General features: G+C 60.8%; 15 protein-coding genes. 7 read left to right on the top strand and 8 right to left on the bottom strand.

Annotated elements, in window-relative coordinates; genetic code table 11:
• Window positions 1–156 precede the first annotated feature (156 nt).
• From V7060_RS11995 to V7060_RS11980, 4 genes are all read left to right on the top strand, one after another.
• Window positions 157–1107 (top strand): DNA-binding protein, encoded by a 951-nt coding sequence (locus V7060_RS11995; RefSeq protein ID WP_334179473.1) that lies wholly within the window; start codon window positions 157–159, stop codon window positions 1105–1107.
• A 17-nt stretch (window positions 1108–1124) separates the two neighbouring features.
• Window positions 1125–1337 (top strand): hypothetical protein, encoded by a 213-nt coding sequence (locus V7060_RS11990; protein WP_334179472.1) that lies wholly within the window; start codon window positions 1125–1127, stop codon window positions 1335–1337.
• Window positions 1338–1583: 246 nt separating this feature from the next.
• Window positions 1584–1835: a hypothetical protein gene (locus V7060_RS11985; protein ID WP_334179471.1), complete on the top strand. Its 252-nt coding sequence runs from the start codon at window positions 1584–1586 to the stop codon at window positions 1833–1835.
• Entirely contained in the window at window positions 1835–2257 is a 423-nt protein-coding gene (locus tag V7060_RS11980) for a type II toxin-antitoxin system PemK/MazF family toxin (RefSeq protein ID WP_334179470.1), read from the top strand. Before V7060_RS11985 ends, V7060_RS11980 begins: the two co-directional genes overlap by 1 nt.
• 785 nt (window positions 2258–3042) lie before the next feature.
• Here V7060_RS11980 and V7060_RS11975 read toward each other — a convergent pair.
• The 8 genes from V7060_RS11975 to V7060_RS11940 all read right to left on the bottom strand — a co-directional run bounded on the left by V7060_RS11975 (window position 3043) and on the right by V7060_RS11940 (window position 9466).
• Window positions 3043–3939: a polysaccharide deacetylase family protein gene (locus V7060_RS11975; RefSeq protein ID WP_334179469.1), complete on the bottom strand. Its 897-nt coding sequence runs from the start codon at window positions 3937–3939 to the stop codon at window positions 3043–3045.
• A gap of 118 nt (window positions 3940–4057) precedes the next feature.
• The gene (gene bla / locus V7060_RS11970; protein WP_334179468.1) at window positions 4058–4960 is read right to left on the bottom strand and encodes a class A beta-lactamase; all 903 of its coding nucleotides are present in this window, start codon (window positions 4958–4960) and stop codon (window positions 4058–4060) included.
• Window positions 4961–5042: 82 nt separating this feature from the next.
• Window positions 5043–5774: a hypothetical protein gene (locus V7060_RS11965; protein WP_334179467.1), complete on the bottom strand. Its 732-nt coding sequence runs from the start codon at window positions 5772–5774 to the stop codon at window positions 5043–5045.
• A 92-nt stretch (window positions 5775–5866) separates the two neighbouring features.
• Window positions 5867–6304 carry a DUF4189 domain-containing protein gene (locus V7060_RS11960; RefSeq protein ID WP_334179466.1) on the bottom strand — a complete coding sequence of 146 codons (438 nt, stop codon included), beginning with the start codon at window positions 6302–6304 and terminating at the stop codon, window positions 5867–5869.
• 191 nt (window positions 6305–6495) lie between these two features.
• Entirely contained in the window at window positions 6496–7521 is a 1026-nt protein-coding gene (locus V7060_RS11955) for an NAD(P)-dependent alcohol dehydrogenase (protein ID WP_334179465.1), read from the bottom strand.
• An 11-nt stretch (window positions 7522–7532) separates the two neighbouring features.
• The gene (locus V7060_RS11950) at window positions 7533–8060 is read right to left on the bottom strand and encodes a nuclear transport factor 2 family protein (protein WP_334179464.1); all 528 of its coding nucleotides are present in this window, start codon (window positions 8058–8060) and stop codon (window positions 7533–7535) included.
• A gap of 118 nt (window positions 8061–8178) precedes the next feature.
• Window positions 8179–8832 (bottom strand): DUF6624 domain-containing protein, encoded by a 654-nt coding sequence (locus V7060_RS11945; protein WP_334179463.1) that lies wholly within the window; start codon window positions 8830–8832, stop codon window positions 8179–8181.
• Between the two features lie 208 nt (window positions 8833–9040).
• Window positions 9041–9466, bottom strand: coding sequence for a hypothetical protein (locus V7060_RS11940; protein ID WP_334179462.1), 426 nt, complete (start codon window positions 9464–9466; stop codon window positions 9041–9043).
• A 622-nt stretch (window positions 9467–10088) separates the two neighbouring features.
• Between V7060_RS11940 and V7060_RS11935 the strand changes: the two genes are divergently transcribed.
• The 3 genes from V7060_RS11935 (at window position 10089) to V7060_RS11925 (ending at window position 13542) form a co-directional block, all read left to right on the top strand.
• Window positions 10089–11204, top strand: a complete 1116-nt coding sequence (locus tag V7060_RS11935; RefSeq protein WP_334179461.1) for a histidine kinase — start codon at window positions 10089–10091, stop codon at window positions 11202–11204.
• The gene (locus V7060_RS11930; RefSeq protein WP_334179460.1) at window positions 11201–11959 is read left to right on the top strand and encodes a LytTR family DNA-binding domain-containing protein; all 759 of its coding nucleotides are present in this window, start codon (window positions 11201–11203) and stop codon (window positions 11957–11959) included. Before V7060_RS11935 ends, V7060_RS11930 begins: the two co-directional genes overlap by 4 nt.
• A gap of 185 nt (window positions 11960–12144) precedes the next feature.
• Complete coding sequence (locus V7060_RS11925) at window positions 12145–13542, top strand: serine hydrolase domain-containing protein (RefSeq protein ID WP_334179459.1); 1398 nt, start codon at window positions 12145–12147, stop codon at window positions 13540–13542.
• The last annotated feature ends 175 nt before the right edge of the window (window positions 13543–13717 follow it).

Here is a 13717-nt window from a genome sequence, read left to right as displayed (position 1 = left end):
CCAGGTGCGTGAGAGTGAACGCTCATGCGGGTTGCTGGAGTTTTGCAGGGGCGACTATGTAATATATACAACGAAATATGGCGTTTAGTGGCGATAATCATCACTTATCGTGAGTACGGAATCAATGGGGCAGGGTGCCCCAGTAGGAGGCAATCCATGGCTCGAGGCATTACCGAATCCGACGTCCATACCGCAGCAGACGAAATCGTCGCTGCAGGCGACCGACCCACCGTCGAGCGTATCCGCGCGCACTTGGGCACCGGTTCGCCGAACACGGTCACCCGATGGCTGGAGACCTGGTGGCAGGGACTTGGCGTGCGTCTAGAAGCTCAGCATCGGCGCATTGGTATCCCGGACGCACCGGAAGCCGTCATGGCCTTGGCAGGGGAGTGGTGGGCCTTGGCACTTGAGCACGCTCGTAGTACCGCGGCCGAAGCCCTTACCCACGAGCGCAACGCCCTTCAGGGAGTGCGGGACACGCTGCGCCAGGAACGGGAAGATTTTGAGGCCGAGGCTGCAGCTCTCCGGGACATAGTGGCGGTGGCCACACATGCGGAGCGTCTGGCTTCGACTCAGGCGGCCGAGTTGCAGCGTCTTGTCAGTCAACTTGAAGGACATGTGGAAGAAATGTCCCGGCAGCGCGACGCTGAAATGGCGAAAGGAACGGCGCTCGAAACCGCTCGTCAAGCCGTAGAAACGAGGTTCCAGGAGCTGCAGGATTCTTCAAGGGCTGAGCGTGAGAGCCTAAGCCAGCATGTTCGAGCCGTCGAGGATCGAGCCCATATCGAGATCGATCGCGCTCGCCAGGAGAACAAGGAGCTGCAGATCCGCCTGAATGCGGCTACCAAAGAGCATGCCGCTGCGGAGAAGTTACTATTCCAAGCTGCTGAGCAGGCTAAAGCCTTGGCTACCGATGCAAATCGGGATGCCGGCATCGAACGTGCTCGAGCTGATGCGCTGGAAGCGCAATTGGCCAAGCTGCAGGATTTTCCTGCAGCCTTGGAAGCTGCCCTGCGCCGAAGCGAGATCCCACAAAAACAACGGACGCTCGCTGGAAAGCGAGCAGCGCCGACCTCAAGAAAGCGCGCTAAAGTTTCGACCGATTAGTAGCGAGGATCTGATCCATGCAGACAGAACCAAATAATGAAGAAGGCGCAATCCAAAGCGCTATACGGCCCGAAGCGGATGAAGGCGCTCCAGACTTCACGCCTGAGCAATGGGCGGAAATCAAGGGCCTGCTGGGTGGGCGCATCAACTACGAGCTGACGGGGAAGGTGTCGGCCAAGAGCATCGGCGAAATCCTCGATGAAGAACTGGCCGAAATCAGCCGGGTTTGACCACCTGCATGCTGACGGATGCGGCGGGAAGCCGACATGCGCGGCATCTGTTCGCTCAAAGCAGAACTCTTTGCCTCGAAAGTGCGGAGTTTCTGCGGGCACCGACACTCTTGACCACCCAAACCGATCACGGCCGAGCGGTCACCGGTATTGCGGCGGCGGACTTGACGTGATCGTTCTGACTTGAGAATATGTATATATACAATATATACATATGGGGCTCCGATGTCCGCGCCGCAACTACTCATGAAGTTCAAGGAAAAGGACACGCCGAACACAGTGACGCGCAAGACCGTCAAAGCGATGGCCGCAAAGCTGGGCTTCAACGAAACCCAACTCATCAACTACGCGCTGGCCAAGCTGCGCGAGGACGTGTTGCCCACCTTGCCGGAAGATGCCCCGGAGCTTTCCGCCAAGGCAATGAAAGCCATCCGTGCCCGCCATGGGCATCTTGAAGCCGAGTATGAACCCACGTCCAGCTTGATCCAGGGCCTGTAATGTCCACGTCCTGGCCCAGGCTGCCCAAGGCTGGGGACATCGTTTGGTGTCACTTCCCCAATTACGATCCGAAAGACCCCACGATGAAGGAGCGCCCAGCACTGGTGGTCTCCGTCATGGAGGGCAGGGAGCCACCGCTGCTGCGGGTCGCATACGGGACTTCACAGAAGCCCCGCCCCGTCACTGCAGGCTGTTTCCTGCTGGAAGACCCAGAGCATCTGAAAATTGCGGGCCTGTGGAAGCCCACGCGCTTCAACATGAAGAACCTGGTGGTGTTGCCGTGGACGCTGGGGTCGTTTCTCAATGCACCGAGTGAGACCGGAATCTCCAAGCCCTCACCGGTCATGGGCGCACTGCATTCGGGCTGTTACCAGGACATGCTGCGAGCCGCCATGGAAGCAGGCATCACTGGGAGGCGATAACCGGCCTGTAAACTGATCAATCTGGCCGGGCCAGTGAGACTGGTCGTCGGTTTACTGATCAACTTCGTTTGGTTCGGTGGTCAGTCTGGCGTGGCGCACGCAGTTTCCTCCTCTGATGTACCAAATTGTCTGCACGGCAGTATTTTCTACGTCTAAAGACAATGATTCTGCCTAGGGGCTCCAAACTTCTTTGCGATCAACAACAGCTCCGAGTGCACCGTCGTACCTGTGTACATTTCAGGGGAGCGGTAGTTTGTTAGCATTTCCCAAGGAGCTGAGGGCAATTGTCCGCAGAATTATCTCCTCAGCACCGGACATCCCTAGCTCAAATATCAATCCTTCGGATCCTGCTACGGTCATGGTTCGGTGGCAGATTCTATGAATCGGGGGTGTTTTGTGAGAGGAAAGTTCGAGCCGGTGGCACTTTGTGTGCCGATCTACGATCAGAGGGCGATTGTTGGCGGCAATAGAGTGATTTGTCCGCCATCGCAGGGGCGGTTGCTCTCCAGCAGACAGCAGTCACGGCAACGGTTTTGGCGGTTTTCCGGGCCTTTCCCGGCGGGTTCAGTTTACGTCCTACATTTCGCATAATGCATATTATGTCAAGGTCGGATTGGGGCTGGTGGTGGCACTTGGCCAAGCAATGGCTGGCATGGCGCTTGTGTGGCTGTCAGCCCCGATGCGGACTGTGAAAACCCACGAGCCACGCTTTTCAGATTCGATCTTCAGTAGATAACGATCTTCAGTAGATGGCCAAGCAAGATCGGTCGCCACCGAAATTCCGGCTACAGCCCAAGCTCGTCCAGTTTTGCTTCTTCGTACACGCCATCTTCTGCCGGGTAGCGAAGACCATGCTTGCCAGCCTGCTTTGCGAGCGACCACACAAGGCTTTCTCCTGCCGGCAGCACATCGGGTGCCGAAAGGTACACCGGGTCTTCATAGGCGGCTTCGGGTTCGATTATCTGCCAGCCTGCGGCGCGAAACCGGGCGATGACATCCGATATGAAGTAGGCGTTGATGCGATTCGTGTGCAATAGCATGACGTGGTCTATCTCCCGACCGACCACCTCCTTCGCAAGCGCCGCGTAAGTGTTGGCCCTGTCCAGCAGATGGTCGAGGTAGGGTTCCTGAAAAGCCGCGGGGTGTCGCCCAGGGTTCTTCGCTATCCACTCGCGGAGCCGTTTGTCGTAATACCAGTCGCTTGTGTCGATGGATACCGCACCGGACCGATACCCCCGCTGTGCCAGCCAAGCGCGCGCGCCGTCCCGCTTCGCTGCGGTGTCGCCTTCCTTGAGGTACGGAAACCGGTAGCGCATCTTCCACCCGGCCAGCCCTGACAGAAGCGCTTCATTCTTTTCAGCGTCTTCCATAAACGACGCCAAAGTCACCGAGGAGTTGTGGAAGTTTCGGTGGCTATAGCTGTGATTCGCCAGATCATGGCCTTGCCGAGTCCATTCCTGTGCAAGCTCGAGCCCGGTCTCATTGTCAACGCGGAGTCCGCTTGCGAAGAAAATCGCCTTCACGCCATTCCGGGAAAGCGCAGTTGCCAGCGCCGAGTTCAACTGGCGGGCCTCGGGTTCCTTGCCGGTATCAAATCCATCGTCAAACGAGAACGCGATTCGCTGCGCGAACGCGACGTTGGGTGAGATCAACGCCAGAGCGATAAATAATTTCTTCCACACGCCATGTATCTCCATTGTCGTCAACGCCTGAATCAAGCCCGGCCGCGGGGCGGCGTGGCTCGAATGAATTGTCAGGATGTGCTCACCAAATATTTGAGTCCCATGGCCTCTTGAGCAACTAACCGACGACCCATTGGGCGGCGATCCTTCCAACTTCGGCGAGAACGGCCTCATGCTTGGCCTCGGTCTGCTCCGTGTACTCGCCGCTATCGAAGTAGGCCGCAATGATGACGGGCGCCCTGCCCGGCGGAAAAGTGATCGCGATATCGTTGCATTTGTTCGTCGTTCCCTCCACGCGGCCGGTTCCGGTTTTGTTTCCGGTACGCCACTCTCTGGGCAGGCCGGCGCGCAACCGATTGGGACCGGTGTTCGTGTTCCGCATCCACTGCAAGAGACGCTCCTGCGAACTACGCTGCAGGATGTCGCCTGTTGTAACGTGCCGGACGAGCTTCGCCATCGCCGATGGCGATGTGGTATCGCGAAGATCGGCCGATAGCACGAGGCCCAGATCCGGCTCATAGCGGTCAAGCCGGGTCACGGTGTCGCCCATCTCGCGAATCTTGGCAGTGACCGCGAACGGCCCGCCGAGGCGCCTGACCAGAAGATTGGCGGCAGCACCATCGCTCATCTCCTGGGCCGCTTGCGCCAGTGCAGCGATGCTCAAGCCGCCTTTCGCGAGGTTCTTGCGCGTCACGGGCGCCCAGGGCAAAAGATCGGCTTCCGAGTAGGCGACAATCTCATCAAGATCGATCCGGCCATGGTCCGCTTCGCGGAGGTAGGCAGCGACAAGCGCCAGCTTGAACGTCGAGCACAGGGCGAAGTGTTCCTCCATGCGGTTTCCACTGACTTCACCCGAACCCGTGTCAAGGAAACACACGCCCAGGCGCGCCTGGCCAACTTCAAGCGCCCGAAGTCGCGTTGCCGCATCGAAGCGGCGCGAAGCAGGAACTGCGGCGGAAGGAACAGCCACAAGCGCGCTCGCCATGGCAGATGCAATCAGGAAGTCGCGCCTCGTGAACATTCAGGTCTCCATGCGTTTGACTGCGGCGTGATCAAACATCGCGATGTGCGCAATATCCCTGCCCCGCCCTGGTGGCGACGCGCTACCTTGCGCATTGCTTGAGCTTCTCGATGATCGGTGCCGCGCTGTGCCATTCGATATCCAGTAGAACTTTCCTGCCATCGGACAACCTAAACCTTTGCACATCGCTCATTCCATTTACTAACGCTGTCAACCCGGGGACAGCAAACACGATCGCGCCGACGTCCCTTGTTTCCGTGAAATTGAATACTTGCAGGGTCTGTGCAGGCTCATCATCTTGCTGGAGAGTAATGCTCAGTTTCTTGACGGATCGTGGCTTTGGAATCTTGGCGCCGTAGAACATAAGCCACGCATCTTGCTTTGGTTGCTGAAACCCCACGATGGTGACAAGACCACCTATTACGCCTTCTTTGAAACTGTTCGTAAACATGGAGAACGTTGCGGCGCATAAATTTCCCTCCGGCGTGGAAGTGGAATCGACATTCCATACTCCATTTTCAAGCTCCGCGAGCTTTCTTTGCCTCTCTTGCTCTGCTTCCAGAATACCGCGCTCTAATGCTTCCGCTTCCTCTGCGGTCAGACCCGGAGCCGGAGGGCCACGATTGAAGATTGAATCAGAGCCGATGGCATCAATTGCAGCCCGACGGTCACGTAATAGATCCCACCCCGTGTACTCATACGGAGGACTACAGCCACTCCCGTTAAACAACATGCCGATCGGACACGCGCCGGCAGGAAATGCCACCGCCAGCGCGAAAGCTGCAGTGCTCGCGAGGATCAACAGCTTTTTCATATGCCTTATTCCTGTTCGTTGCAGATATTCAATCGTATTTCCTGCGAGGCCACTCTTCGGCTGCGCGTACATGCCATTTGCGAAAACGCCACCTACGGTGGAACGGCTTCCTGAAAGCTGCAGCCACTGTGGTAGATCATGCACTCCACGCCTGATGCGGAATCGCATAGCCGTGTTGCTTCAAGGATCGCGGTCTTTTCGTCTACCGCCGACGCCGCTATGCCGCGCCCGCCACCCCAAGCGTAGGCCGCGCATTGGTTGTAGAAGGAAAGATGCACGGAACACTTCTCTGGCTCCTTTGCCACTTGCTTGCAATCGAGTACGGCGTCCCTTTCGGCCGACGCTTTGGAGGCTCGGCCATTCACCACTCCCAGACCACTTCCTCCTGTTTCAGATGCATAGGCGCCCCACCGGTCAGCCCATACCATCTGGATCACGGTCATACCTTGCCGCCCTTCCTCGCCTTGCTGCTCGCCATAACCAGGAATCGGTGCACAGGCGATGAAATCACGCGACCCGGTTTCGAACATGCCAGGAGGGCACCGACCTTCTGCGGACCCGCTCAAGGGAAACCCAAGGAATACGAGCCCTGTGAGGAGAACGGCTATTGCAATGCGGGCCGCCTGTTTACGCATCTGGTTCCCTGCCTTCTCTGGGGGCGTGCCGGAGCGACAGTCGCCCTGCCCGGTACCTCGTTGCCATCTCTGCTGGGCCTTGGCCTTCATTGTTCATCGTGCTTCGAACAGCGAATCCCCGGCCCCGGGGTCGAAGCCCTGCACATCAGGTCCACCACCACACTCCCCCGCTTGCGTCCCGTATCCACGTACTCGTGCGCGGCAGCGATGTCATCCAACGAATAGGTCCTATCCATCAAAGGCATGAACGTCCCTCTGAACGCCAAGCTCGCAAGCAAACCGACGTCTTCCGGCGTTTCCGAAGCTGGCCCCGCGATTATCCGCTTCGTGGTCGTCATTGCGGCGACGGGAACGTGCAGGAGATCCGGCACGTTCGGTGCCAGCAGCAGCAATCGTCCCCTGCCCTTCAGATTTTTCGAGACCTTGTGAAACGAGCAGTTTCCGACGGCATCAAGAATGACGTCGTACGTATCGCCGTTGGCTGTGAAGTCCTGCATCGTGTAGTCGATGACACGCTGTGCTCCGAGCGACTTCACGATGGTTGCATTCCTCGTACTGCAGACCGCCGTTACTTCGGCACCCAAATACCTGGCGAGCTGGACTGCGGCGCTGCCCACGCAACCGGATGCTCCGTTGATCAGGATTCGCTCGTCAGGCAGAAACTGCGACCTGCGCAGATAGTCCAGCACCGTGGTGCCGCCAAAGGAGAGCGCGGCAGCCTGGCGGTGATCCAGGTTCAGGGGTTTGAGTGCGACAGCGCCTGTCTCCTTGATGCACAGGTACTCCGCATGACAGCCCAGACTGGCGCCGCTGGAACCGAACACCTTGTCTCCACGCCTGAACCGGGTGACCTTCGTGCCTGTCGACTCGATCTGACCGGAGAATTCACTTCCCAGTACCGTATTCCGGGGCTTGGTGATTCCGAACATCGCACGGGCGATGAGTCCGAACCCTTGCGGCATGTCCATGCTTCGAAGGCGTCGGTCGGCAGACGTGACGGTCGCCGCGTGGACCCTGACGAGGACCTCGTCCTCGGCAGGCTCGGGCTTGGCAATCTCTGCGATCCGCAGAACTTCTGGACCTCCGTACCGCTCGCAGATGACCGCTCTCATGAGGTCCTGCCTCATGGCCGCGAAACGGGGTCTCGCACCGAATAGATCACGGAGATGATTTTCCATCCGTCCTCGGTACGGACCAGATGCCACATCTCGCGCCCCCAATTTGTTTCCTTGCCGTCTGCAAGGTAGGAATAGTCGAAATTCACGGATGCGATTTCACCATCCGTATCCACGACGATGTCCCGGAAGATTTCCTCTCTCGGTTTTGCACCTGGTTTCGCAATCCCGTCAATGAACGTCAGATAGTTGCTTTCAGGCTCACGGTGGGCCTTGCGCTCTTCCGGCTTCGTCTTCTGGATTCGTGCCACCCTCGCGTCATCGGTCACCGACCGCCAAACCACGTGACCGGGGTCGTCAGAGTAAAAAAGACCCACGAACGTTTCCTTGTCCTTGCCGATGATCGATGCACGGAACTTTTCAACCACATCATGAAGATCGGCGACGTCCCCGGGCTGGTTATGGGTTGCCATTGCAGGCTGGGCAAAGACCAGAAAGCTGAAGGCCGTGAAGGCGATATTTGTCAGAAGGGACATGTGAACTCTCCGTGGCGGCCAGCGCCTGACGCAATGAAGTGACGGGTCAGGCGCCCAGCCATCACACCCGCGCGGCATGGCAAGACGCTTCTCCGTGTCGCTGTTGCAGCGGGTCGCGTCAGCCTTGGCTGAATTGTCGCGGAGCATCAACGCATTCCTCGGGCTGGAACAGGACTCCTGCAGGCCACTGCACAGGAGCCCTCTGGTTCATCGCGGAGATCTTCTGAGCCCAGCAATAGAACGACGAAAGACCGACTCCCTTGCGACGTTGATCCAACTGCGCGGGCATGACGATGTCGAAGAACCGTACCGGGCCAACGGAGTCGCGGAAGAACTGCGTGCCATAAACCTGCGGCTGATCATTGAGCCGGCGGTTGCGGTCGACGAGGAGTGCGAGGCGCTGCGGCTCGGCTTCGTTGGCGAGCACGGCGTACTTGAGCTGACGTGATGCCAGAACCTGGTACTCAGGGTCCATGTCGGCGTGCTGGGTGAGAAGCCAGGCCGCCTTGGCAGCCTCGTCGCCCAACTCGGATCGCTTGGGCCAACCGCACGCGGAAAGGACGTCTCGCATGAAAGCCGTATTCTCCGCATCAATGCGCAGCGCCGCATCTTGCGCCACGCCGGAAGCTGGTGTGGCGCTCAATGCCTTTCGCGCGTGCTGGTCCACCTCAAACCGAGCCAGGAGTTCCCGCTTCAGTCCTTCACCACAGTCTCGTGCCGCCGCTGGCGCACAGACCAGCGCCAAACCTGCCAGGAGTATCCGACGCTTCATGTGCCCCCCAAGACTTCAAGCGATCCATGCCATGACCCGCCGTTGACCTGTGAAAGGCCAGACGGAAATGCCGGCAGCATGGTGAGAACCTGCGTGCCCCGTGACCGGGCATGGGCGCCATGCAGTCTTCCGGAATCGAGACGATGAGCCTTGTCGCCGCAACCAGGGCGCATTACGCGTGGCCGGTTGCGGCGAGCACAATGCAGGTCTAGCAACGACCTGCGGCACGACTCAACGCGTCGCAGTTCTTGTCCGACGGCTGCGAAGGCGCGGAACCATCCAGCGGTTTGCAGACAGCTTCGGAGACCGATTTTCCGATCCCGGTAAGCGATCCGCCAACGAAGCAGTTGTACTGTTTTCCGGATTTCGTCACGACCTTGTAGCGGGCGGTCACGCCTTCATTCACCCGGTCCGATATGGTGAATTGACTGCTTGGCAAGCCGATCGCCGTTTCGGTTCTGGGAACCAGGGCTTCGTCACTGACTGCGAAAGATGCACCCAGCGTGGAGCAGGCCTGCAACAGGCCTGCAGCAGTGATGATTGCGATAGCCGATGCCTTCTGTTTGATCACGTTTTTCTCCAATGATTGATCACGCGCGGACCCATTGATACGTCCACGCAAGTTGCGCGACACGCGCCTACCCTGGGTACAGATACCCTACGAAAATCAGGAATTTCTCAAATCGGTCGTTGGAAGGTCCTGTCCGCTCCCGTGGCCAAGTGATTTCTCCGCCCGGAACTCCCGCCGCCGGATCGTTCCCATGCAACCCGGATATCGGGAACGGTCGATTACTGAACAGGTAGACAAATGATCCATCGTTTCCCGGATTCCGCTCACCGGACTGGCGCACCGGTTGACCGGCTCAACGCACTCTCCGTGGAAAACGCAGCCAGGCTCGCCGAATGCCCGCTTGAACTGGATATCTTGCAGACGCTCGCACTACCGGTGTTCCGCAAGCAGCAGGTTTGCTTCCATCCGCAAGAGCGCCCAGCGAGTCAAAGGCAAGACATAGAAGAATCGACCCTCGAGCTGCTTGACGGAGCGAGGTTTGCGAATGTGCCGACTGGCGCGCTGCGCATCAGTCGGGGCGCGGCGCATGTCGGCCGATCGCGCGGCCGGACGCCTGCACCACGATCACGGCGGTCCCGACCTGATGCGAGCGACAAGAATGCGCAGCTGCCATGCGGATCCACGGGCGAAGATTGCCGGTACATGCCGCAGGAACCACTCGGCAAAGCGATGAGGTACTGGCACCATGACCACGGATATTCATCCAGTTCGGAGAACGGCGATCACACCCCACACCCACCACCTGCCTCCGCTCTGGCTGCCGCTGCTGGCGGGCCTGCCGCTGGCGACCTGCCTGGTGCTGATGGCGGTTCCCAGTCTGGGGCACGGCGTCGCCACGGTCTCGCGGACCCTGTTCCTGATGACCTTCGTGCTGTGGGTGATCCCATTGACGCTGTTGCAGCGTCACCTGTGGGCGCGCGGGAAGCCCCTTTGGGTCGTGGCGCTGACGCTGCTGATGGCCACGTACTTGATGACGCTCGCCACGCGCGTACTCAATATCGGACTGCAGGCGGCCATCGCGGGACCGCGGTCGCCTGACTTCAATTGGTGGCTGGTCTTTCGCGGCATTGAAGGTGCCTGGCTGACACTGATCGCGTTCTGCGCGATACATGCGGTGGTGACCTACTACGCCGAGCTCAAGCAGGAGCACGCCCATCGCCTGGAGGCCCAGTCGCTGGCGCGTGATGCGGAACTGCGCGCACTGCGCTATCAGTTGCAACCGCACTTCCTGTTCAACACCCTCAATGCGGTCTCGGCACTGGTGGCAGAGCAGAAAGGCCAAGAAGCGCGCCAGATGCTCGCCCGCCTCGGCGATTTCCTGCGCGCGACCCTCGATCTTGGGCATGCGCATGAGGTCAGCCTGGCGGAGGAACTGGCATTGACCGAAGGCTATCTGGAGATCGAGAAGGCGCGGCTGGGGGATCGACTGCAACTGAAATGGCGGGTCGGACCAGGACTGCTGGGTGCGCGCGTGCCCTACCTGCTGCTGCAGCCGCTGGTCGAGAATGCGATCCGGCACGGCATCGCACCGCGGCGTGGTCCCGGTCGACTGGAGATCGACATCACCGGTAGCCCGAGCATGCTGCATGTCAGGATGAGCAACGATCTTCCGCCCGGAGACGAGCGTATCGACGCGTCCGGAACCGATCGCACCGAGCCGGTGGGCCTGCGCAACATCGACGATCGTCTGTCACGGCTCTACCCGGCGGCGTATGAACTGCATGCCGGCCAGGGCGATGATGGACGCTACCACGTCGCACTGTCGCTGCCATTGCGCATCGGCGTGGAGGTGACGACATGATCCGGGTAGCCGTGATCGATGACGAACCCTTGGCGCGCAGCGGCGTGATCGCGCGCCTCTCGGGCTGCGAGGATCTGGTGCTTGCCGGCGAGTACATCGATGGTCCCTCGGCCCTGAACGGACTCGGCGCGCAGCCGGTGGACCTCGCCTTCATCGACATACAGATGCCCGGCATGAGCGGGCTCGACGTGTTGACCGCGCTGGCGCCTGCCGATCGCCCGCTCGCGATCCTGTTGACGGCACACGACAGCTTCGCGGTGCAGGCCTTCTCGCTCAATGCCGTGGACTACCTGCTCAAGCCCGTGGACGACAGCCGCTTCGCGGAAGCACTCGAACGCGCCCGGCAACTGCTGGCATGGCGACGTCGTGGACAGGTGGATGTCCCGGCATCGCCGCATCCCGACGCGTGGCTGGAGCGATTCTCGGTGCGCATCGGTCGACGTGCCGTCTATGTCCGTGCCGCCGAGGTCGAATGGATCGACGCCGATGGCGACTATGCAACGCTGCACGCCGGCTCGCGCACCTACATCGTGCGCGAATCACTCCATCGACTTGCAACACGGTTGAATCCGGCGCAGTTCGTCCGTATCCACCGCTCCGCGATCGTTCGCCTCGACCAGATCGCGGAACTGCAACCGCTGACCAATCGCGATGCCGTGCTGCGCCTGAAGGATGGCACTCCATTGCGGGTCAGCCGAACCTACATCGATGCACTGTTGACGCGCCTTCACGACGCCGGAACACCGCCACGCTGAGTGGCGACATGCGCGCGGCCCCGCTTCGGCGCGCGCGATGCACGGTTGGCTGGACGTCGCGTGCCCGCGACGAAACATGGCACTACAGTCGTACTCCCTTCGAGGAGTCCCCCCGTATGCCCGCTTCGCATCTCCCCCCGCACGCCCGTCGATTCCGTCCGCTTGCGGCCGTTTGCGTTGCGATCATGACAACCACCAGCGTGGCGGCGCATGCCGCGGACTCCTGCGGAACCGCCCTTGCCGATCCAGCCATCGCCACGTCGCAACGCATGCTCGATGCCCTCGTCGCCACCAACGGCGTACCCGGCATGGGCGCGGCCGTCTGGCGCGGCGGCGAGATCGTCTGGACAGGTTGTTCCGGCCGTCGCGACGTCGCCGCAGGCTTGCCCGTCCAACGCGACACCGTGTTCCGTCTTGCCAGTGTGTCCAAGGCCATCACCGCCACGGCGGTCGCCAAGCTGTCCGAGGAAGGGCGCCTCGATCTCGACGCGCCGGTAGCAAGCATGCTGCCCTGGCTCAAGAACGGCTGGCAGCCGATCAGTGTCCGTCAACTGGCCGCACACACCTCCGGGCTTCCCCACTACCAGGCCATCGATGCCAATCGGGGCGGCGTCCACTACGCGACCTCGCGCGATGCGGTCGGGATCTTCGCCAGTCGGCCATTGCTTGCACGTCCCGGCACGTCCTACGAATACTCGTCGTGGGGATACACGCTGATCGGCGCGGTCATCGAGGCGCAATCCGGTCGGTCCTTCCTCGACTACGTCGCGACCCGGGTCGTCCCCGGGCTTGGTATCCAGGCCGACACCAGCGGCCGCGGGCCGAATGCATCGCGTCTCTACGAGATCGGCGACGGCGCGCCTCGCCTGCTGCCCCTGCGCGACTTCAGCTACACCTGGCCCGGCGGCGGATTGGCGGCCACGCCAGAGGCAGTGGCGCGCTTCGGCGGCAGCGTCCTGCACGGCCAGGTGATCTCCGGATCGACATGGCATTCGATGCTGCAGCCGGCACGGTTGCAGAACGGCGATCCGGTGCGCGAGCGCAACTACCAGGTGGGACTGGGGTGGCGCGTGGGCGCCGACGCGGATGGTGCGCGCATCGCTCACCACGCCGGCGTGACCGACGGCGCACGCAGCGCACTCGTGGTGTGGCCGGAAGAAGATACCGTGGCGAGCGTGCTGTCGAACGCGAGCTGGGTGTCGTCGATCGAATCGACCGCGATCCTGTTGGCGGCTCCGTTTCGTCCACAGCCGTCGGGTTTGCAATCCGTGACGTGCCCGGTGCGCTCACCGCGTTATAGCGGTCGCCTGGGGCGGCAGCCTGTTGGTGGCCTCGCAACATTCCGTCTGGAGCATGGTCGTTGCGTGGGCGAACTCGTCGCCAACGACGCGCTGGACAAGCACTTCGCGACCGCCTCCGCCTGGCCCGGGCACACGCTGCACGTGATCGCACTGGAGGCCGACGGCTCCCTCGCACGTGCGGCACTGGTGACGCCTTTCGGCCTGTATGACCTGCGCGCTGACGGCCCCGGCCGCTGGTCGGCTGCGCTGGCAGCCGACACACGGCTTGAACTGCAGCTGTAGCTGCTACCCGACCAACAACACCGATCCGGCATCGCATGGATCGCTTCGCCTCCGGCAGCCATCTCCAAGCCATACATTGCGGCGATCACGAAAGTCGCCATCCGCAGGAAGCGGCATACGCCCGGCTTCGTTTCGTCGCGCTCGACAGCGGCATGGAACCAGAACCGGCCGGACG

The organism is Pseudoxanthomonas sp., assembly GCF_036845285.1.
GTDB lineage: Bacteria > Pseudomonadota > Gammaproteobacteria > Xanthomonadales > Xanthomonadaceae > Pseudoxanthomonas_A.
This window is presented reverse-complemented; position numbering and strand designations above follow the sequence as displayed.